Source organism: Bradyrhizobium sp. 192 (assembly GCF_023100965.1).
GTDB lineage: Bacteria > Pseudomonadota > Alphaproteobacteria > Rhizobiales > Xanthobacteraceae > Bradyrhizobium > Bradyrhizobium symbiodeficiens.
Genome location: NZ_CP064690.1, coordinates 1,726,326 through 1,750,072, shown reverse-complemented (window position 1 = coordinate 1,750,072; position 23,747 = coordinate 1,726,326). Strand labels below are relative to the sequence as shown.

Genomic DNA, 23,747 nt, shown 5'->3' with positions numbered 1-23,747 from the left:
GGCACCCGCAGGAGGGGTCAGCATAGCGCCGACGCGATAGCGGCAGGACCCGGGACCGAGTGCAGTCGCGAGACCGGTTAAGAAGGCACCCGAACGAAGGGCAGTGATAGCGACGCCGGAATGAAATGACGGCGGGCCCGAGGGCGAGTGCCTCCGGCGAGCGACTCGTGATCGCGCGAGGGATCGAAGCCGGATGGCCGTGACGCGAAGCGGCACGGTTCACGAGAGCCCGGTCCGCGGCCAGCGGACGCGTCCAAACAAAAAGCCAGGAAGACTAAGTTCAGGGACGGGGTGTCTGCGCGTCAAAGATTCGAACCAAACCTTGAGCTCCCGCCGTTGCGAATCCCAGCCATGTGTTAGCAGCCGGAACGAATGACGGACAAAATGATTCGCCGTATCAGGGAGCCATTTCCATGCTGATGACAAGTGCACGAAGGCCGGCGATACGGACGCTGCGCGGATGGGCTATTGACGTGCTCCAGGAAGCGGGCGCCATCCGCGAGTGCGAGGAGCACGGTTGGATGCAGGAACGCGCCGATCCGCATGCACGTGAGCGGGCCTTCGATATCGCCCGTGGAGACCCGCCGGCAGGTGTCTCCCCCGATGCAGCGGCGGCCGAGGTTCGCGACGTGCTCAACTCGATCGGTGATACCTGCCCAGAATGTCCTGCTGATTAGAAGGACCGGCGCCGAGCACGATGCCAACCTAGTTCAACTACTGGCGATTTAGATCACACATTTGTAAAACTTCGACACCTCGCTCTTTCATCCCATCAAGATCAAAATGTTCAGTCATTATCACGCCGCTTCGATCGGATGTACAAACGTCGAGTCTGGATGAATTGAACAGCTTTTTCGCTAACTCCGTTTGCAAGGCTTTATCGCGTGGCGTCGATCCTCCGAGGTGGCCGGGCCAGATCGATTGATTAATACCGATCCAATCGGTCTCAAGATTAGGCGCCTCGCCATCCCAGCTCAGAACAACTTCAACCTTGTCAGGGCGCACCGTCGCCCAGCGTTCAAATATGAGCTCCACAGACGCTTCGCCCCCACTGCACGTAATCTTAAGTTTCGGCAATTCGGATGGCATCTCGCGAGTCTCCCAATCCATCTTAAACGTCGCCAAACGAACAATCTCCACAGATAGGTTTGCTGTTAGTCTCTCCCATTTGCGTCTGAACTCCCAGCCCCCATCCGTGTTCCACCGACTATATTGACCAGATTCCTTGGTCAGTTGCGCGCAGCGCTGTCGGACGTCTTGTCCAGATTGGCCTATTGCCATCGTGGGCAATAACAGCAATGCAACAGATAACGTCGCCCATTGTGACAACGTCACGATCCTTCGTTTCCAGTTCATGGAAGGTATCCCAACATTTGCTTGCCAGTTGCCACAAGTTATCTCCGAGATCGCTTTACGCACCTGTGCTGGCGGGCGAGGCAGTTGCCCAGCTCGCCCCACTTTTTTGTCTCTCCCACGCACTAGATGTTCCGAATCTCTGTCACCGTCCACTTGAAGTCGGCGAGCGTCTCGCGACTGTGACCTGAGCCGCTTGTACCCACATGAGCCGAACCTGCATCAAACCCATTAACTGAGCCGACGCCTGTCGTTCCATCGATCTTGAGCAGATTGGGATTGCCACCAGCCGCGTATGCGCCGCCTCGCGTATTGAAGAAAACCACTTGTCGTTCGGGACAATTCTAAGTTGATTCCCGCTCAAACCACGGGCCATGATCTGGCGCTATAAGCAGATCCGCTTCCTTGCCGAGATTATCGGGCGGCTCCGTACAGGTCAGATGCAATACAAACAATTTAGACATAATTGATGCTCCTCAATGTTCTTTGCGCGGTTCAATTTTCCGGCTGCCGCGGCTTCAACTAGCCGACTTCACGTTGGGCACCCGTGGGTGCAGTCCTTCGATAGCTGCAAACCGCTCAGCTCTTATGGGACGCCGCAATATTTGATGACGAATATATTATTCCCCTTCGGTGTAACAGGGCTAACGAACGGCCCCTAACTACCCTTGATCTTGTCTGCCTGATCGTAAGGCCAGTCATCAGTAATGCGCGATGGCTGCTTTGAAGGCGTCTTACCGTCGTCATCCGAAAACCAGACCACAAAGTGCTTGCAGGTCCCAACGTCGTCGCCTGCAGCGTCTCCGGCCGCTTGCAGACACCGATCCCAAATCGCTTTGGTATTTGGATTCTTGAGCTCGTCCTCAGTCGGGATTTTCGCCGGAGCCATACCCGTTCCGTTGCGCTTGTATGCAACGCCGGCGATGAAACGTCTGGCCTCCGCCAGTTTGGCAGCGTTATTGGACAAGACACTCGTTTCGCCAAAAACATGTCCGGCGCAAGTCTCTTTGTCCAGTCCAGCCGCCACGGCAACGAAACGGCTTGCGCCACGTAGTCCCAGCGCGCGTTTCTTCTTGGCAGGCTTCTTGCGGGTAACGGCCCTCCTTTTGGCTGACGATCCTTTTTTCGCTGCCTTCTTTTTGGCGACTGACTTCTTCGCCGCTTTCTTGCGAGCCTTTGCCATGATGATCACCTCATTTCCATCGAGAAGTTCCCGGCTGTTTCGCGCGACGCATTCGATTGTCCTGGATTTGCATCGCCACGACGCGCTCCGGACGATTGATCTCTATCGTTCGATTCTGTCGGCGAGCTATATCGTTATTGTCACCTTTACGTCCGCCGCCGGCGCAACATTCACGACCTGTTTTACCTTCTTCGGCGCGCCGGTCGCGTCGGGCGCCTCAAGCTCGATTTCGTGGGAGCCCGCATCGAGATCGTAACTGCCGTCCTTCGGAAAGCGGCTTGTGTCCGCTGCAACTGTCGCCACCAGTTTGCCATCGATCGACACATTCACGGGTCGGTCAGAGGGCACGTTCTGACGCTTGAACTCGACGACAATCTGCGCCGGCGGCTCGAATGGCGTACGAATTCCAAATTTCCGGAACAACTCATAGACCGTGCTGCTTCCACCGGCGACGATGAAAGCAGTGATGAAGTATCCTGGAGTCGTTCGTGCGAACGGCACCTGCCTATCGGTGAATGAACTGAGCAGGTCTGCGATTGTGTCCAGTTGGTAGTGATAAACGAAGTAGCCAGAAACCGCGATCGCGATAGGCGTTCGCAAACCCTTGTCTTGCAAATGCTCCTGAAAATATTTCCAGTTGAAGAGCGTCGACAGGCCGATTTCGAGGACTATCGCCAAGACCAGGATTACTCCAAGCACGCCGGCCACGCGGCTTAAATCATACGTGACAATTCGTTTCGGAGACACATTCGAAAATTTGATCTCTCCTTGGAATGCCTTATCATTAACATCGGTGCCTTTATAAGTGACCGTGGCGACGCCTATTTTGTCTGCTGCTGTGTAGGTAATCCATTTGCCGTCTTTGACTACGGATGAACCGAGATTCGGATCGTCAACGGTAGCTGTATCCACCTTTCCACCTGGTATCTTGCCGTATTCCAAAGCATCGATGGTGCGGGAGGCCCCTCGCTCGACTTCAAGCGGCACGGTCTGATCGTACGCATAAGCGACGATGGTCCCCGAGCAGACCAACATCAGGCAAACCGCGAGAAGACCGAAAATGCGATACGCTGATCCTCGTTGCGTCGGCATATCCCTCAGGTCACGCCACAGTATTTCATGACAAATATGTTGTTTCCGGCCGGCGCGGCCGGGCTGACAAACGGACCCCAGTTGTCCTTGACCTTGTCGGCCTGGTCGTACGGCCAATCGTCCGGAAGCCGCGACGGCTTCTTGGATGGCGTCTTGCCCCCATCGTCCGAATACCAGATCGCGAAGTTCAGGCAGTTGCCGAGGTCATCGCCGGCGGCAGCGTCGGCAGCCGCCAAGCAGAAATCCCAGACCACCTTGGTTTGCGGATCCCCGAGATCGGCGGCAGATGGGATTTTCGCCGGAGGCATGCCGCTGCCTCCGCGCCCGTAGGCGACGCCGGCGATGAAGCGGCGGGCCTCGGCAAGCTTTGTATCGGTACCCGCAAGTAGCTGCGTCAGGCCGAAGACGTGTCCCGCGCAGATGACGCGGTCGAGCGCAGGCAGCGGCAGGCGCGAGCGGATGTCGGGCGGACTCTCCGGCAACTGTCCGCCGCCGGCCCGATCGACTTTCAGAAGCGTGGACGAATCCGGCGACCGGGCCGGCAAATCGCCCATCGGCCAGACGAACAGGGCGCGGCGGCGAATGAAGCCGATCGCAAGGTCATCGAGCAACTCAGGGAATTCGATCCGCTGCGGCAACGGTGCGGTGGCGTGCAACGCGACCCGCGCAACGGACGGGCCTTGCGGCACCACAAGGCTGTAGACCGCCGGCGGCGGTGCAATGACCGGGCGCGGAACGACCTTGGCTCGTGCAGACAGGGTCCGCAGTACGTCCTTCTTGAGGTTGGGATCACCTGGGTCCGGTTCGTTCTGAGTGAATGAGATCGAGACGACGATTTCGTCGCCATCTTCGAGCGTTACAGGCTGGTTGTTGCTGCGCAATTGATCGAACGAGATTGCATAGGCCTGCCGTGCGGCTACGACGTAGCCAGGACATAGCTTCCCGTCCGGCATCGTCACGACTTTGCCGACTTTTATGCCGGCGATGGACAACGGCTCGACGGCCGTATCCGCGCCATCTTTTCCGCTTTGCCGTTGACGCTGCACCAGCAGGAGAGGCTCCTTAATGACGGCGGTGCCATTGCCAAATGTGCCGGTCTTTTCGTCGATCCTGCCGAACGCCAAATATAGCGGCGTATCGCTGCCATACTCAAATCGATCGAGTCCGACTTTCCAGGACTTACCGTTGTTGTCACGCTGCGTGTCGGACGCCCCTGGACCACACAACGCGCGATCGTAGGAGGGATCGGCGAATACGAGTGTGGAGGTGTCGATCTTTACGCTTGGTCGCGATGTCGGGCGAACCGGCAGGCGCAGTGCGAATTGACGACGGGTCTCTGCAACGAGATCCTTCAAGGAGTCCGGATCGTTCGAGCCAGCCGCTCCGAGATCAAAGACCTTGTCCTGATCGGGTAGCTTCGCGCTCTCGCTGTCCTGGCCACATTGCAGCATCAGCGCGACGACGGAGTCGCCATCCACTGCATCCAGCCGCGCCTGGGCACCCGCTATGTCGTCGGCATGCAGTGTAAGCCTGATGGCGTCTTTCCCGACCTTCGACCATCTGGCCTTGTTGAACGTCACGACCGATCGGTCGATCGACAACGCGGCGTACAATCCGGGCTTGCCGCGCAGCAAGCCGAGATTCGCAAGAGCCTTCGCCAACTCATCGTTATCGGCAGTAAAGCTCGGCGAAGTGACCTCAAGCGTCACATTGCCCTGCTTCCAGTCACCGAACGCCGGCAGGTTCCATTCCGGCACGAGCGGCGTATCCAGCACGCGAATCCGGTAGCTCTTGTTGCCCTTGCGCAGCACGGTGGCCACACCCTCGAACACCCGGAAAGGCGCGGGAAAGCCTCCTTCACTGTCGAGATCGTCGAGTTCGACGAAGGTGCGCCGTCCGTGCGTCTCGACGAACTTCTTCGGCACCCGCGGCAGCGTCGGCGCACGCGGCGGCCGCAACTGGCGCAGCAGCCGCGGCCCGCCATGCCCTGGGCGGCCATATCGCGACGTGTCGCCGCTCATGTCCTCCTGCGGCTGCGGTTGCGGCTGCGCCGGCGGGGTGAAGAGTCCGTCCGTAAACAGCAGCGTGTCGAATTCAGCCTGGATCGTCCCGGGGCGCAAGCCGAAGGTGATGCGCTCCAGGTGCGGCGGGACGATCGGCGCCGCCTTCCCCTTGACGACTCGCGCTAGCGCAGACCTGAGCTCTCGCGCAACCGGCACGACCGCGCGCGCCTCGGAAGAGGTCAGATAGCGTGCCGGAGGCGACACCAGGGGCAGATGAGCAGAACTTGGGCGATCAAAAATCATCTTGCGCGAAAGCGTATAGAATGTTGGCGAGATCGTATCGACGTCCTCGTCCGTCAACCGGCTATCGCGGTCAGCGCGCGCCGGCAGGGAAATGCTGGCGGCACGTCCCGACAGGCCGGAGCCGTAGCGTTTGACGTCGTCCTTGTCATGTTCGGATGCGGGAGGAACCGGATCTGGTTTGGGAACGATATCCTGGAACGGCCAGTCGCCGCCCATCCCCAATGCACCCGAGGCAGCGGCCCTTGTTCCGTCCCTGGTCGGCCAGCCCAGCGCGGGAGAGGCATAGAGGCGATCGGACGGATCAATCTTGATCGGCATGTCGAGCACGGAATTATCGGGATCGCGCGGTACGTCGACCTCGATCCACAATTCGCCTGCACCGATGTCGCGGCGCTGCGTTTCGGCAATGACGACGATGGCGACCGCCTCGCTGACCAGACGGTCGGCGCGCGCCACCTGACGCGCGCGTCCCAGCGCGGCGTCCTTGACGCCTTGGGGCTGGCCCTCCCCCGGAGGTAATTCCTCGAAGCGCGTGACGTTGCGGTCGATGGCGACGAGCACGCCCCGCCGGGCGAGGATCAACGGAAGCTTGTCGGGAGCCTCATCGCGTCGCTTGAGCCTGACGCGAGCGGCCCTGCCGTCGGCTTTTCCGGATGACAGTACCGTGGTGACGCGCTCGGCAAACGGCCGCTTGTCGTCACTGGGTACTTTGTCCCAGACCGTTCGCAGCGCCAGCAAGCTGCGCAACCACATCGGCCGTTCGCCGAGTGTCCCGCCGCCGCTCGAGAGGCGAAGGAACAGCTGTTCGACGGCCGCCAAGGCCCGGTTGGCATCCTTCTCGCCGGCATTTCCCATTGCGCGCCCAAGCAGCGCCCTTATTTCGTCGCTGGCGCTTCCGACCGCCTGAACCGGAACGGATTTGCGCTCGAGCGGCGTCGGCGATCCGACGGCCCAATCGGCGTCGCCAGCATCCCATTTGGCGATACCCGTGCTCGGCGCCTGACAGAACTTCTCGATCAGGCCGTCGAGCTTGTACGAATCGTCCACCGCACCGATCCAGGGCAGAGCAAGCACAACACCTTGGGAATCGCTGGAAATGTAAGCCGGCGCAGCGGCGGGCCAGAACGGTCCTTCCTTCTGGTCCGATGTCTGGACGATCGCCGGCCCGGCGCCGCTGACGACGATTGCATCGCCGGGGTCCTTGGTCTTGAACTTGTCGGCAATCGCCCGCGCCATTGCCTCGACCGGGAAACCGGCCTGGGCAAATGCACGCAACACCAGCCCAGCCTTGACGGCAATCGCGTCGTTTTCGTGCGTGTCGTCGATCAACTTGTAGCGGGGCGCAAACGCGAACATACGGTCGGTCGCCGCCGGCGGCAGCTTCGTCGCAGCCTTCGCCGCGCTCACCAGGGCGCGCGCATCGACTGCGCTGACATGATCGAGCGACATCCAGGTCAGCTGTCTTTGCGCCCCATCATTGACGGTATGCTCGGTCACCGCGTGGAACGACCATGGCTTGACCAGGCTGGCGCCGTTTGCGTCGAGCGCATCGGTTTCGATGGCCTGCCCCTTCACGGAGGTGGTGAAGCTGTGGGTGAGCGCACTTGCATCGTCGAACGCCTTCAACTCGCCGCGCAAGGCTGCCCCCGTCAGCCGGGCGCCGAGATTTTCCAGCTTTACATCCTTGTTATCGATTGTCTTGACGTTATCCGGCAGGCTCTTGATCGGCCATCGAATCCGGCTGAGGCGCTTCTCCAGCACGAGATCGACAGTGATTTCGGAAGACCACGGCGGCTCCTGCCCGGAACGCCGCTCCTGTCCGGCGATCATGTGATCGAACCGCTGCAGCGGTCCTTTCTCGGAGAGCAAATTGAGCTCACCGAAGCCCGAGAAGGATCGGAATCGAAATTGTGGGTCAGTCGGCATGCGCGGAGCAACCGCCACCATCAGGATGCCTCGCACCGAGCCCTGCTCTGCAATCAACCCGACGATCGGTTGCAGCTTCGATTGCCCCGCGTCGATACGGCAGGTCATCACACCGCGCTGGTGATCGATGGCGACCGTCGCCGCCGTGATCTGCTGGTTGAGCCACCGCAGCGCGCCACCAAGCGTGTATACGACCACGTTCTTGCCTGTGCTCGGCGGCGCCGCTTTCGGCTGGGGGTCGTTGGCGGATATCGCCAACGTCCCCTGCAGGAACAACGTCCACGCCGACTCTTCGCCAGCTTCAGGCTTGTCGGCAATCTCCAGCTTGATGGTGTCGAGCTTCACGCCGCTGAAATTCGCCGGGTTGGCGTCCACCGGCGCCCTGAACTCGACGGCGAGAGTCTTGCCTGCGGGCTGCGTGACCGTGCCGTTGGTCAGAGCGACGCTGCAGCCGAACAGCACGGTCTCAAGCGATGCGACGCCGAACTGGGGAACGCCTCCCTCACCGGCGGCCTGCTTGATGTTCAGGGTCAATTTGGCGGTGGTGTTGCCGACAGATTCCTGCGCGCTGCCGAGCTTCGTTCGCACGGCCGCCATCCGGAACGAGACCGATGCCAGGCCGCCGGCCGTGACAGCCGCCTTGCCCGCGGCCGGCTCGGAGGTGGCAACCTGAACGTCCTCCCATTCCGAGAACTTCAGCAGCTTGCGGTCCTTTCCGTCCACCGAAACCGTGACAAGACTTAACAAAACCGCGACAAGATTTCCGGTCGCATAGGCGAGCTCCGGCTCGAACGGGCCACGATCGCTCGTCCTCGCCAGGCTTGAGCGCAGCGATGCCGTAAAGACGATCTTGGCGGAGTCGATTTGCCAGTTGCCGGACTGCTTGCTGACGCTCAGGTCCAGCAATCGGAGCGGCCGCAACCGCAGCGGTCCGATATCGAAATCATAGGCGCTCTTCGGCAACGCCTGCTCCGGCGGCGTTGCCGCATCGTTGCAAACTCGCCACTCGTACAGCGCCCGCGGCAGCTGCTCGGCGTCGAACGCCTCCTGGCGCGGACCGATGCTGAGCTCTGGCCCGCCGGGGTCGTCCACCAGCGACTTGCCGCCCGCCGTCGCTTCCAGCGGAAGGTCCCGAAACCAGAGAGCCAGCTTGCGCTTGTCATTTGCCGTGACAATCTCGACCGGCTCGAAGATGGTCGTGCACGAATAGCGCGACGTCGTCCCCTGCACGGCACCGCCTGTTCGCAGGAAGTAGCCGGCTTCTCGAAACAGGATGCCGTTTGGCTCGTCGCCGAACTTGTCGGTCGTCGGCATGCTCGCCATCAGTGCGGCGCGGGTATCGCGCCACAGCGGCAATCCATCGAACTTCTGATTGCGAAGCGGCGCGGCGAAGCCGATGATCTTGACGCGATCGCCGTCTCCGTTCGCGACGTCATGAATGTGATCGAACGTCGTCTCCGTCAGCCCTTCGAGCGCAGTGCGTCCCTGGAATCGCCTGCTGCCAAGCGCATAGGTGCCGAACGCGTATTTGCTTCCGCCAATGTCGCTTGCCGACTCGAGCGCGAAGTTTGTTGACCACGTGATCCCTTCGATCATGGTCTTGATCTCAACCGCCCCGCTTTGGCCGGAGAATTCGAACGCGCTCGCAATCTGCACGCGCGACAGATCGAGCCGGTCGACCGCCTTTTGCCAGGCCAGCAGCAGGGAGTCGAAATCGAGCGATGTCGGCAGGTCGGGAGGCGGCTGCGGCGCGGGTGCATCGTTCGACGGCACCGGCGGCTTCTCCGGAAGGCGCGTGGTGGCGAACAGTTCATCGAGGATCGGAAGATCGAAGCGCAACCGGGTCTGCAAGCCGGCGTAGGCGGCGGCGGCCGGCTTCATCTCGATGCCGGGCAAGGTGACCGGAACAAGCGGCACGTTCGGCAACAGCTTCTTGCCCGCCAGCGGCAGTTCGTTCACCGGTTTCGCGAGCGTGAGTGCGGGAATGCCGCGAATGCCGTCGTATTTGAGCGTGATGTCGAACTGGGTGCGATCGAGTTCCCTGCAAAGCAGGTCGCGCGTGGACGAAGGAAGCCCCGAGCTTTCCGAGGTTCGCGTGATTCCAATGGCGGTGACGAAAGGCATCTCGGAATAGCCTTGCCAGACATAGGCCGGAGCCGGAGCGCCACCCTTCGGGATCGAGAATTCAACAGCCTTGCCGGGGGTGAACACTCCCGAGGTGATCCCTAAGAGTTCTCCGGTTGCAGCGGTCTTGCGCGAGAAGGTCAGCGCCGGGCTCTCCAACGCCGCCGGTCCGGCGCCAAAGCCAGGCAGAATGTTTTCAGCCGTGGGACTTCCGGCCGCCAGCCACAGCAGGCCGTCTGCCGTGCCCGCCGCGCCTTTGAGTTCGACCTTGACGGTAGTGAGCTTGCCTTGCTTGAGGGTCGCGTCGACCCGGACATAGTCCGCGGCGGCAATCGATATCCGGCGGCCGACCGGCCCGTCCCCGAACGTCCCGTCGTCGAGGACATAGTCGACCGCGCCGGCGAAACCGATCGAGTTGGAGGCGGCACCCGACAAGCCCAACGCGGTGGCATCCGAATCGGGTTTCGGCAAATCGAACGGCAGCTGCAGCCATCCGTCGGTGAGCGGAAGGAAAGCATAGGTTCTCTTGGCGGCATCAGGCTGCACGCCCGCCTTGGCGTAACGCTCCACCAGCCTGCGCGCGAGGCGCTTCTGGTCGACGAACCAGTTGACAACGGTCTTGCCGGCCTCCGGCCTCGCACTGATCGTGGTTCTCGCGCCGAGCGTAACTCGCGGCCCCGCAATGTCGTCCGGCTTGCCGTCCTGTGACGCCGCTTCGCGGCGGTCCGCGTCGAGTATGAGGCCAACACTGCCCTTGGAGCCATTGAGCTCGAGGCGGTTGGCTACAATCGCGACCTCGGTCGGCAATTCGCCGCCCCGCACCGGTGTTCCGGCCAGGCTGGTTCGGAGCGCCGCGCGATCGACCCACATGCTCCATACATCCGCGCTCGTGCCGGGGAGTTGCAGCGCGTTGTCCTGCAGCGTCAGCGGCCAGCGTACCGCGAGGTCATCGGCGACCGTGTTGATATCGAGAAAGACCGGGTTGCCGACACCGGGCCGCATCTCGGATCTCACTCTGCCCAGCGCGTCGCGGATCCGCCTGCCGATCCCGGTGGTGGCGTTGCTATCGTCTTCCTCGCGCACCAGTTCGAGTGTCCATCGCGTCTTGGTCGGCCGCAGCGGGTCGACGATGCAGACAAGGCGCAGAACCACATTGATGCGGACCGGTACGGCGGTCTCGTCGAACGCACGCAGCGGGTTGACGATCGTGCCGCGAAACTCGATGCCGTCGGGCGTCAGATCCAGCGCAACGAACGGCCCTTCGGCGGAGCCGTTGAGGCTGACCGCGGGCAGTTCGACCCTTGGCAGCTTGGAGGGCGCGGTGACGCCGTCCGCGATGCCCAAGAAGGCTGCGACGGTGTCGGCCGACTGCTTGACGAGACGAAGGAAGCCCAGCGGGCTGGTGCTGGTCCCGCCCTTGGCGTTGACCAGGACACGAATCCGGTTGGCGGCAAGCGCTAACCGCGGCATTTCGATCTCGCGCGATTTCTGCGGCGTCGGCCAACGATCGAGCGGCGCCACCAGGAGATGCGAAAAGCCGCGGGTATCCGTCCCGACATCCGGCTTGAAATCGGGCTTCGCCGCAAAGATGGTGTAGGGGTTGGTATTGTCGGCGATCCAGAGCTTCGAACTTGACTTGGAATCCGGGTCCTGCCGGGCCTGCGCGTTTGCCGCCAACAGATAGGGCACGCGCAGCGACACCTTGTCCTGCACCGTCCCGCCAGCGTCGTCGATCTTGATATCGATCTGTCTCTTGACCTTGTCCGATTCCGGATCCTGCAGCAGCACGCGCAATCCCGGTGTCGAATTGACGATCGAAAGGTCCGTGCGGCTCGGTCCGAGATAGGACAGCGCGAGTTCGGCGCTCCAGCAGAAGTCGGCCAATTCGTTCGAGGCCTTGAGCGGCTGCTTCGGTCCCACAAGCCTGATGGTGCGAAGGTCGGTGGTTTCCGCCATGGCTTAATGCTCCCGCTGCACGACGTCGTCTTGCGGCTGCGCAAGGCCGTGGAACGCCTGGATTACCAGGTGACGCCGGGGACCGAGCACCATCGTCTGGGTAAGGTCGCCCGCAAGGGCCGGCAAACTGGCATGGGCCGGTTTGAGTTCGGCAATCTCATCCTTGGTGGCTGGCTCGATCAGGATCATCGTCTTCGGGGCCAGAGGTGATTCCGGATGAAGTTTGTCGAGTTCCGGCTCCACCGCCTTGCGGCTTGACCAGCGCATCGCGATATCGGCTGCCTCGCCCGGCCGGTCCATCATCGCCGCCAGGCTTTCCAGCGTGTCGGCCGCATTGGCCTTGTCTTCCAGCGCAGTGAACGCGGCCTCGATCTCGTCGGCCGTGCGCGCCGCATTTTCCGGCAAGTGCACCGTCGCAACGAAATCGACGGGACTTGTCTCGGAAAGCTTTCGAAGCTCGTCGAGATTGATATTGATATCCGCCGGAAGGTTGCTGCGCAGGGGCACGAGGTTGTGCTTTGGTTGTTCATCACTGTCTCGGCGAAGCGCTATCATGCGGGCGCGCATCGCGTTGAGGACGGTACGTCTCAGTTCCTCGAGCAACTTGACCCGGCCGGCATTGCCGGCCGCCGCTGCGATGGCCGCGTCGAGCACCGCCTTGATCTTTTCACGCGCCGCCCCGTTGATGGTGCCGGTCTTCTCGGGCGCAGCGAACCACCGCCACGCGATCGGGCCAAGCGTGATGGAGGGAAACTTGTCGACAGGCAAGCCGGCGACCCAGTGCACCTTGACCGTATGCGGAAGCAACACGCCGGTCTTGGCCTTCCACTCGGCTGCCTTGTCAATGGCAAAGGGCTCGACCGCGTCTGCAATCTCCTTGGCGATTTTCGCGAAGCGCGGTGACGCCGATGCGGTCGTCTCGTAGGTCCGCATCTCCTTGACGAAGGCCTCGACGTCTTGGCGGAATGCAGTCCATTGCGGCGCCGGCGGCGGCGGAAGCGGCGGCGGAAGCGGATCGGGCACATTGAGCGGCGGCGTAATCGTCAGGTCCAGTGTCGCGTCGATCTCTTCGTTGCTCGTCCCCGGCGCGACATCGCCCCACGGCGCAGTGTTTGCGGCAGCCAGCAAGAGATCGGCCGGCACAAACGCCGGATCGAGAGCCGCCGGCGCGAATTTCCCGAGCGGCTTTTTGGCATCCGGATCACCCTTCACCTCCAGGGTGAGGCTCGCAGGATAATGGGTGCCGTTGACGGCCTGGCCAGAGGGCGCTTTGAGGTCGGGCTTGTCGAACCGGGCGCCGATCAACTGTGGCAGATACAGCAAGTCGCGCGGTTTGCCGTCGGGATCGCTGCTCAGCGCGCCGAGCTCGATCTCGCCAACGCGCACCTGGCCGTCGTCGGTTTCGACCGATATCCGGTAGCTGACCGCAGGATCTGGCATCTGGTAAAGCCGTGGTGCTGTGTCCTTGCTGAGGCCGGCGTCGTTTTTGCCGAACCAGATCTTGAGCGCGTCCTCGAACATCCCGTCGACAATGCGAACCATCGGCCATTCGACGACGACCTTCACCTTCTTGTCGTCGCTCGTCGGCCGGTCGATCCGCCAGGACGGCGGCATCACCTTCTTGTCCTGCCAGGCAACGGCTCCATCTACACCGGCCTTCCAGGGTAAGACCAGCCGATAGCCGGCCTCATCCACCGTGGCGACGCTGGGCGGCGAAACCACCACGCCTGCCGCGACATGCGCCGTTGCATGCAGGCGGAAGCCATAGGGCATCGCGGACATGTTGAGCACGTAGGCGCCACGCCACAGATCGGGATGGCGCTCGTACATCTCGCGGATAATGCCGATGTCGACGTCCTTGGGCTCGATGTTCTGGTAATCGTCGCGCTTGGACTCCTCGATAATGGAGAGTCCTTTGGGCACCGGCAGGCGGCTGTAGTCGCGTCCATTGTCCTTGAACGGCCCGAAAGGTTCGAGCAGATCGAATTCAGGATCGCCCGAACTCTTCTGCACGAGCTTGGCCCATTGCGGCGCCGAGAACTCGCGCCAGAAGCCGACGGCCACGTGGCGCATCGAAAGTCCCGCGTCCACACGGATGTTGGCGTCGGAAAGGATCTCTTCCGGGTGGCGAGACACCACGATCTGAACTGAATCGCCGGGACGCACGACGCCGCCCTTATCGGCCCTGTTGTTTCGGCGCGTCGCCAAAATCACGGGCGCAGCCAGCCCTTCGGTGCGTTCGATGCTCACATCGGCAAAGAATTGCCGCAGAGCCACGTCAGCGTCGATGGGTTTCGGAAGCGATGCCGCGAAGTCCTGGACGGCCATCGCAGTCTTGGCCGGCTGGTTCGCCTCCGACTTCCTATTTTCGACCGTTGTTTCCGCGCCGATCGCCAGGTTCTCGTAGCGTCCGAACGGCCGAACCGCATATTTCCGCGCCTTGCCCCAACGATCGGTCTCCAGCAGCGTGACCGACAGCCGTCCGTCGCTGTCCGGTGCGAGCCGCCAGGGATTGGGCCGCGTCAGCATCGCAAACGCGAGCCCGGCCTGACTGGTTGCAGGCTTCGCAGACCCCTGCTCCATGAAGCGGCGGGTCCACGATCCAAGCTGCGCAGCAATCTGCAGACGCTTTTTTGGCTCTTTCGGAATCTTCATGTTCGGCTTGTTGGGGAAGTGGCCGAGAATCCGGATCAGAGTTGCAACCGTGTTGAACGGCGCAGACCGCTCGGGATCAGGCAGCGTCGGGTCGATCTTGGGATCGATCTGTATGTTGTCGCCGAACATCAGCGCCGCAAGCCAGCTGTCGGGCAGGTTCGCAAAGCGTCCCCAGGGACTGCTGCCCTTCTGCGTGCCGTCGTCTTCCTTCGGCGTATCGCTCGGATCGAGCTTGACGTCGCTGGGCAGCGTCAGCGCCCCAAGTTCGGACAAATCCGTGGCATCATCAAGCGCGACGAGACGGACATAGGCCAGCGCATCGTCGGGGTTCATGCCGGCGGTTCGCAGCGTCAGCTTGTTGCTGATCGGCTCGCCTTCAATCGGAAACTGCTTTTCGTTCTTCCAGCCCTGCGCCATCAGGACGCGCCGCTGGCTGGAGCCGTCGGTGGGCACCAGAGGCTCCAACTCGATGACGATCCTGTCACCGCTCTTTGCAGGCTGTATCGAAACAGTTTCGGTCGCCTTTGCGAGCCTCAGCGTTGCATAGCGAACGCGACGCTTCTTCAACTGACCGTCGAGGCCGAGCAACGGCTGCACCGCCGGCCGCAGTTCAAGCTGCACCAGAGCCAGTGCCTTGTTCTGGCAAAGCTGTTTTGCCGCGGTTTCGTCACTCGGTGCGGTGCCGAAATGCGATACCACCTCGGAAAGACCGTCGGTCGTGAACATGACGTCGACAAACGGCGCGCCGAATTGCGTGCCCTGGTACCGCGGCAACACCAGCTTCAGGGCGACATTCAGACGCTTCAGCGCCTCGCCCGACTCCAGGAAGTTACCGGTTTCAATGTCGTAGAGCCTGAATGCCGTCGCGAGTCCGAGCGTGCGCAGGATGCCCCAGCCCGCGGGATCGCGGTCGGGCGCCGTTTCGTCGAGGAACGCAAGTATCTCCTCGGCATTGAGCTGGGGAGCGGGATCGACCACCGGCTCGTAGCGGCGATAGACCAGCTGTTTGCCGCGATACTCGATTCCCTCGTAGTGATACTGGACGACGTCGAGAACGTCGGCGAGGATCGGGTGCTGAGGCGTCGCCAGGGAGACATTGACGGTAACGGTGCTCGGATCGCTATTGTCATTCGGGTCGTTATACAGCGAGGTCAGCTTGAGCACCCGATTCGAGAATCCATCGGGGTTCGCGTAGGCTTCCTGGTCCTTCGCCTTTACTTCGGGGCTCTCCATCAGGACCAGACCGCGAAGCAGACGCCGCGCCTGATCCACCGTAAGCGGTTTATTGTCGTCTCCGCCGAGAAGACCTGCGGAAAGCTTTCCGTCGTGCAGAGACGCTGGACCAGTGCCAGGCGTCTCGGACGCGAATCCAAACGTGGTTGGCAACGTCGGTAGTTCCGGTCCGCCCGGCTTCGCCTTCGTCCATTCCACGCGGATGGCGAGCGGCTGCCTCCGCGCAAACAGCGCGGCAATGTCGTTCTCCTCCGGCAGGGTCAGCAGCGAGCGCCGCAACGGACGCGTCGGCCAGACCAGGAAGGATTCTGCCGGCGAGTACCAGCTGGTACGCCGCTTGCCGAAGCGCCGATCAAGCGCCGGATCGGTCAAGCGCTGCATTTCGCTGGGATAGAGCACCTCGACCCGCGCGAAGTCGCCGGTCTCGGACGGCTCCTGGCCGCGCTCCAGCGCCGGCTGGCGCTGCACCCGGCCGATCGGCTTGACCAGCCGCAGGGAGGCATCTGCGCCTTCATCGTTTTTCGGCACCGTGGTCGCATCGAGCGAGAACAGGTCATAGCCTGCGATCAGCGTGTGCAGATCCGATGCCTTGAGTCTGCCCTGTTCATCTCCCTGAACCGTCATCTCGTCTGGCCGCGCGGTCCAGGCAAGTTTGACGGCCGTGCGCTGATCGCCATCGCACAGCAACCGAACGGTATCGGCGTTGGAAGCGACAAAGCTGTCGATCGTGGCGTCCGCCGTAGGATAGTACAAATGCAGCCGCCCGCTCGCGGGGAAGATGAAGTTCGACTTGAACGGCCGGAATTTGACGTCGACCGGATGCTCAAACCGCTCGATCGTGACGTTGACCGGAGGTTCTTCTTCAGGCTTGGCTTGGGGATCGTCGATCATCAACTGGAGTTGCGCCGGCACCCATGCCGGGCTGCGAGGCTCGGTGCCGTCGAACCGCAGATATATCCGCGCCGCCTGCAGGCGAGCGACGTTGGCCGGATCGTCCACCACGACCTCGAGCCTTGCCAGCAGCTTCTTCCAGTCGCCGTCCGATATTCTGTAGTCGATCGTTTCCGTTGCCGGTTCGGGCAACGGGCCCGGTGTCGTTCGCGCCCTGAGGCGGCGCGCGATACGGTTGACCCTGATCTTCTTGCCAGCCCCGGCACCCGTCTGCAGCACGACATCCAGTTCATCCGCACCCGGCTCCAGACGATCCGGCACCGGCGGCTCGTTGCGCGCCTGGGAGACCGCATCAGCCCCAAACACGCCGACGGGGACGGTGCGCTCGGTCCTGACACGAAAAACATAATTCCGGGCGGGCGAAAGCTCGGGCTTTGAATTTTCGTCCGTCTTCGACGCCTCCGTGGGGGTCTCCTCCTCCTCAACGGTGAGTGCAAGGAAGGTGCCGGAAAGTACAGGCGTATTCAGAACCGAAGGCATCGACGGATAGCTGAACCGCGCGATGGCCTTCAAGAGATTGTTCGGTATCTCCTTGCGCCGTTCGAACGCGACGACATGCGTATCCACCTGGCCGCGGGTGCCCGCGCAATCGACCGGAACGATCGCATAGATAATGCGTGTCGTGTCCGGATCAACCACGTCCTTCCACTTCGCTGCCTGTTTGGCCTCATCGCCGTTATTCAGCAGGACCGGCGGCAACAAGGCCGCGCGCAAGCCAGGGTCGATGTCCTTGAAATCATCGACGAACTGCAGCGGTTTTGCTTCACGCAGGCGCCGCTTGCGCAGCTGCAGATTTCCGTCGGCGTCCCGATCGGGATTTCCGTCTTTGTCTTTCAGAACGACGATGGCCGTGTGATCCGAGGGCTTGATCGTCAATTCCAGCGGCGCCGGCCGCTGCTTGAGCAACGGATGATCCGCCAACCCCTCGATTCGGCGTTCCACCCGGTAGTGCTTCAAGTGGAATTCGGGATCGCTATAGAGCGATTTTTCGAGCGGGGACGGTTTTTTCCAGGCAGGCTCCAGATCCCAGGTCGCGCGCACGCCCTTGGTCGTGATCTCGAGCTCCGGCTGATCGAGCACAGGCGACATGATGCGGAACATGCGGTCGGGCGGATTGAACAGTACGACGCCGGGCGGTGGCGGATCGATCGACGGCCCCGGCTGACGTGGAATGCGGGTCCTGATCGTGAAAGTTTCCGATGTAATCGGAGAGTCGGAGGACTTTGTCTTCGTGTCGAAGAGCTCTTCGACACGGTCGCCGCGCAGGACAAAAGTGAGACCAAGCGCCCTCAAATCGAATTCAAGCTTTGAGGCGATATAGTCTTCGGCGTCCTTGTTCAGTTCAGCGATACCGGCTCGGAAGGTCACCAGAGCCGCAATCTGCTCCGCTGCTTCGGCCACCGTGGCAATGAACGACGAGCGCGCCTCGTCGACTTGCTGCATGCGCTTGAATCGTGGACCGCAGTCGGCGCGCGAGCGCGCCGCCTGCGCGATCATGATATTGGCGGCCTCGGCGTCTTCCGGCAGCAAGACCGGATCGTCTTCCCATTGCACGGACTTGATGTCGGTTGCCTCGTAATCGACTCCTCCTATCTTGCCCGCAACCATGAAGCAGCAGTGCTGGAAAATCTCCTTCAACTTGGCATTCTGGCGGGCGTTCTTGCTGTCCTCGGCGCTGAAGCCGGCGCTGTCGCCGTCACGGCCAAACGGCGCGTCCCAGTCGGTCCAGACGTGAAGCGCGGTGCCAACCTCATCGCACCTCATTCCGTTTCTCAGCAGAGCATCCTTCTTGGCCATTCCCTGCAAGACATAGGTGGCTTCGTCCTCCTTCTCCATCGGGGCCGCATAAAAGTGACTGCGGTCGCTCGCTTCGCCCTTGGCCAAGGGACAATTGTCACGCGGGATCAGCTGGACCACGTAGGATTCGGGGCTGGCGCCATCGGACCGAGGAATCGGAACAAGCAGCGCCCAGTACGACACCGGACCGAATTCGACGCCGACGAACTCGAGCGTTTCGCTGCCCGGGACCGGCTTCTCCGTGCTCGACGTCGCTTCGCGCCTGTCGACGCCCTCGTCGAGCCGGGTTTCGGCTTTGCGCGCATTGTCGGCGCGTGACGGCTCGGGCAATGGCGCCGGCCGTGACACCGGCGCGCCGGCCTCCGGATTGGGGTAACTGGTCGCCAGACCAAGCGCCAGGAACCGTTCCACCCTGACCCGCGCCTCGGCGAGCCGGCCGCTGCTGCCCAGCGAGAAGCCGATTCCAAGCGAAAGGTTGCGTCCAAACGCGCCCACCGAGACCGATGCCTCGATCCGCGCGGCAAGGCCGCCCGGCTCGATCAGCAGCTCGACGCCGATATGGATCGTGATCGATCGCGAGAAGCCGCAGGACAGGCTGAACCATTTCGTGCGCAGCCACATCCGCACCGAAAATTCCAGCGACAGGTCGAGCGTGATGACGCCGTAGAACATCGACTCGGAAATATTGGCCGACAGATAGGCGATCAGCTTGGCGCCGAGCGCGAAATTTGCGCGCGCGGTAATGGCCGCGCCGAAGTCGCCGCCGGTGTCATAGGCGAAGGCCGCAAAGCCGCGTGCGCGGAATGCCAGGCCGTACAGCACCGACAGGTCCTCGATGCGCAGCACGGTTCCTCCCTCCACCGAGAGGAAGAAATTGCCGTTGGGCTTGCCGACCGAGAAACCCAGCTCATACGGCCAGCCATATTCCGCGTGGAACAGGCCCGGTCTGATATAGAGCGTGGACGACCATTTCACCGCCTTCATCGCCATCTTCAGTTCGGCAGGCAGCATCGGGTGGTCGCCGATCTCGGCGCCGGGATTGTAGACCGCACGGGCCAGAAACTCGCGGCGCGGCACCGACAGATACATGTAGCCGGTCAGGCTTGGATTGTTGGTCCATGCCGAATTGTTGCGCCGGCCGTCGCGCCAGTCGGCATAATTGTAGGCGATCCAGATGCGAAGGTTCAGCAGGAATGTGAGATCCGTCCTGAGCGCGACCACGATGTCGAACAACGCCAGGTTCGGCAGATTCTTTTCGCCCTGTTCGTTGTACTTGGAAGTGGTCGACACCGAGGTGAACGAGAACATTCCGCGCAAGGCGAGCGTGATCGCGGAGTTGTCGTAGGTCGGCCACCACGCCTTCACGTCGTAAAGGCTGCCCTGATATTTCGAGATTTCGTCGAGAATCTTGACAAGCTCTTTCGGCGTCTCGGCGCGCTCGGCGGCGGCAATTCCCGCCAGCGTGTAGCGATAGCCGAAGCCGAAGCCGACTTCGCGAAGATAGATGGTTCCGATCGGCGTCGGAATCTTCTCCGCCATGTCGTTGCGCTGAACGTACAGGAAGAACGCCGGCCGCTTCTCGTCGACGCCCTTCTTCTCGAGTTGCAGGAATCCCATCGAGGCCGACATCGACGCCCAACCTGATATCCGCAGCGATCCCGAGGCAAGAAAGCCCTTGGCCGTCACATCCGCCGGCAGGACGTCGGGTTGGAACAGCGTCGGCAGCTTGCCGTCGACCGCGATCGCGGTGCCCGATGCTTCCGCCATCGAGCCGAGCGAAAGGCCTACTCCCAGCCCGTCGAACCGCACCCGAGGCAAGGCCTTGCCACGCTCGGGCGGCGCCACCCAGAGTTTGTGGAAATCGAAGCGGGGCGTCACAATGTCCCCGAAGTCGGTGAAATTCACCTGGCCGGAAATCGAGAATGCCGGCGTGCCTCCGAACGCCGGCGACGCCGGGTGGAAGCCGACGCCGCGGAGTTCGAACGAGAACAGGTCGAAGAAGGTCGACCGCTTCGGCGGCTCCACCGTGACCTGGAATTCGATGTGGTTCATCAACACTCGCGGATCGGAGGCAAGCGGCGCTTCGTCCAGCACAATGCGCAGCGCAGAGATGTTCTTCAAAAGGCCATCGGCGAACGCGTTGGAGCTTGGCCGGAATTCCGCCGATCCGGTCAGCGTGAAGTAGAAGTGATACTGCCCTTGCCGGACGTATTTCAGGCCGAGCTTGGTGACAGTGATGGTGAATTGCGTACCCTCGCAACGCAGCGGATCGCCGCTCTTGTCCAGCACCGCCTTGGCGGCCTGGAGTGCAAGCGCGCCGTTCTCCTGGGTGAAGTTGAGCTCGATCGACGCCTTGGCTTCGCCAACCAGCGCCGGCGGCAGATTGCCGTGTCCTGCGAGACCAAAGGTCTGGATCTGGCTGCGCTTGACCGCGAGCTGCCCCTTGTCGAAGCGGAACGGCATGTCGACGCCGGCCAGCGTCACCGGGTTGGACTGCACCTGCGCGCTGAGGTCGATGCCGTCGCGCGACACGATGAAGCTATCGACCTCGAAATCGAGCGTGCTGCCGCTGGTCGAAAGCTTGTCATAAGACAGCTTGATCTTCGCCGCCTCGCTCAGGCCCAGCCGTGGATCGCCGTCGCTGAAATCGAGGAAAAGCGGCGCGAAATCCACGGGTGGATCGCCGCCGTCCTTCGTGAGGAATGTGCCGTGCAGACCGAGCAGATTGATTTCATTCTTGTCGATCTTGATTTCGAACTTGCCGCCCTTGATCGCCATCGCGAGCGTGTAAACGTCGATGACGAGGTCCAGCTTGGTATCGACGGCCGTGTCGGAAATCTTGACCTCGACATCGATCGGGATCCGGATCGTCGGCAGATTGATGACAGGCTTGTTGCTCGCCTTGACCCGAACGTGCTGGCTGAACTGATCCAACAGATTCCCCCCGGGGGTCGCGTCCGCCTTCGGCTTGCGGAACAGCGAGAGGATGCGATCGGGATCGATTTTGGCATCGATATCGAATGCCGATGCGTCGAGGTTTGTGAGTTCAACCCAGCGGGCCGCCAGCAACAGGTGACCGACGGGAACGACCACGCCCCCATTGGGGCCTTGACCCGGGAGTTGCGCAGAGACCGGCACGGTCTTCAACTGCTGAAGAAATTTTACCCGACCGTTGTCGACGACAATCAGCGCTACCGCCGCCTTGGGATCCTTCGGCGTGACGTCAAGCTTCATGAGCGGCGCGTCTGCCGTGCCGTTCGTTTGTCCCGACACCGGCTCGGCCGGCCCGTTCTCGTGCCCAAGCCAGAGATCGGTCGAAAGCGTCACCTTGCTGGAGCCGGCGCTCTCAGGCTGCAGTGCAAGCGCCAGCCAGCCCTTATCCAGATCGCAGACGAGTGCGGGGGACAGGTTGTAGGGGAAATCGAGCTTGAACCCGAGAAATTCGCGCGTGAAAGACTTCAGGCTGGCGCCGGGATCACTGGGGGTGACCACAATCTGGACGATGCGCCATTGGCCGAGATCGACGCGGACTTCCACGACGATGTACTTGGCGACCGTCTGCGCTTCCTTCGCGATTGCCTCAGCCAGGGTGGAGACCAACTCGGCAATCATCTTGAACGCTGCCTCGGCGAGACCGGCCAGGGCCCGGACACCGGCCGCCCCCTGTTGCGCCAGCCAGGCAGCGGCCGACGCTGCAAGCTCCCCTACCCGCCGCAGCACCTTGAGGAAGCCGTCGAGTGAAGGCAGGTCCGGCGTGCCCGGCAAATCCTGCTTGGGCACCTCGAACTTGTGGATCAGCGACATCAAGCGCTCCGCACCGTCCTCGATGACATGCGCGGCAAAGAGGGCGAGCTTGATCGGATAGGGTTCGACCAAGTCCAATTTGGTCAGTTTAGGTGTCAGCTTGTCGCCGGCAAAAGTCAGTTCGAGTTCCGGCGATACGGCCAGCACCAGATTCGAATCAGTACTTGCGCTAATGACCAGCCGCTCGACCTTGATAGTCACCACGACCGTCAGCCCTGCGATCTGCGAGAAGGAGGCTGTGGCGGACACTTTCACGCCGAACGCCGTGACCACGAACGGGTTCGCTTTGTCTAGCAGGTCGATCTTGGCAAGAGTCTGCTCCGCCGTGCCCGTGGAGATGTTTGTCGCGGTGATCGATACCTTGTTACCGTTGACGGCGATCTCGACATCCTCGGCTATTAGGATTTCAGTGCCGGAAAATTTGACCGTCGCTTTCGACTTCGTCGAAGATTGCGTCAGTTTGTTGCCAACAACCGAAAAATCCAGATTGGGCTTGGGGTCCCATTCAACGACAATATCGAGGTGGGGGAGCGGCGGAAGGCGAAGCAAAGGCAGATCCGGAAAGGGGATCTTCAGCGCGTGCAGCGACCATTTCGGCAGTGGGATATGAGGGAAGTGCAAGCCGAGGTGCGGCAGCGCCGGCACTTCGATGCGTGGCAGGGCCTCGAGCACGTTGCTGCGCGTCAGCTGCACCTCGATGTGCACCGCCGCATCCAGTCCGGCAACGGCGAAGGGCGAGTCGAGTCCTGCCGAAAATACCGCCGTCGCGCGCGCGCGAAAGACCGGTTCATTGGAATTTGTGTCTCCGAGCAGTCCGGCCGGATTCAGCTCCAGGTCGAAGCTGGTAGCGACATCGGCAACGCCGGTGATGCCGAGAAAGTCCGCAACGACGCCATCCTGCGCGGTTCCGTCCGTCTTCAGCTGAAGGCTGCGCAGCCGGTCGTGCAGTTCGTTGAGCGCAATGGCCGCGAGGCGCTTCGCTTCGCCGCTCGCCTGCTCGACCGCCTCTTTCCAGTTGACAAGGCGCTTGTCGGAGCCACCGGCGTCGCGGACAAGCATCGCGTCGATCAAGAACGGCGAACCGAGCACCAGCGCTCCGGTTTCGCCGGAAAACTTGAGCTTGAACGTGGTGACGTTGAACGGCGGTTGATCCTGTGCGGCTTCAAGCCACGCAGATACCGGACTATTGCCGTCTCCGTGAAAAAAAATCTTCGTCATCCCGCCCCCAGGGATTGGAAGAACTCAAAAACGTTCTCTAAAAAGTCCAAAAAAAATTATCTATCTAGAGTAGAAGGGACAGGTAGGCGTTATGTCAATTGAAAAATACCTACCCACGAAAAATAAACACTCCACACCGCGCTTCTCTG

6 protein-coding genes are annotated in these 23,747 nt (G+C 61.7%); 1 reads left to right on the top strand and 5 read right to left on the bottom strand.

Translation table 11 applies throughout. From position 1 onward, the window contains the following. Positions 1–413 precede the first annotated feature (413 nt). Positions 414–677: a hypothetical protein gene (locus tag IVB24_RS08065; protein ID WP_247341943.1), complete on the top strand. Its 264-nt coding sequence runs from the start codon at positions 414–416 to the stop codon at positions 675–677. 37 nt (positions 678–714) lie between these two features. On the opposite strand, the gene IVB24_RS08060 is transcribed toward IVB24_RS08065, so the two are convergent. From IVB24_RS08060 to IVB24_RS08040, 5 genes are all read right to left on the bottom strand, one after another. Further along, a complete protein-coding gene (locus tag IVB24_RS08060) occupies positions 715–1,356 on the bottom strand; it encodes a hypothetical protein (protein ID WP_247772614.1) in 642 nt (213 codons plus the stop codon). Positions 1,357–2,011: 655 nt separating this feature from the next. Next, on the bottom strand, positions 2,012–2,545 hold the full coding sequence (locus IVB24_RS08055; protein ID WP_247772613.1) for a hypothetical protein: 534 nt from the start codon (positions 2,543–2,545) through the stop codon (positions 2,012–2,014). 117 nt (positions 2,546–2,662) lie between these two features. Then, positions 2,663–3,523, bottom strand: coding sequence for a hypothetical protein (locus tag IVB24_RS08050; protein WP_247772612.1), 861 nt, complete (start codon positions 3,521–3,523; stop codon positions 2,663–2,665). A gap of 110 nt (positions 3,524–3,633) precedes the next feature. Beyond that, positions 3,634–11,940 carry a hypothetical protein gene (locus tag IVB24_RS08045; protein WP_247772611.1) on the bottom strand — a complete coding sequence of 2,769 codons (8,307 nt, stop codon included), beginning with the start codon at positions 11,938–11,940 and terminating at the stop codon, positions 3,634–3,636. A gap of 3 nt (positions 11,941–11,943) precedes the next feature. Continuing rightward, positions 11,944–23,598 carry a hypothetical protein gene (locus tag IVB24_RS08040; protein WP_247772610.1) on the bottom strand — a complete coding sequence of 3,885 codons (11,655 nt, stop codon included), beginning with the start codon at positions 23,596–23,598 and terminating at the stop codon, positions 11,944–11,946. Between the last annotated feature and the right edge of the window lie 149 nt (positions 23,599–23,747).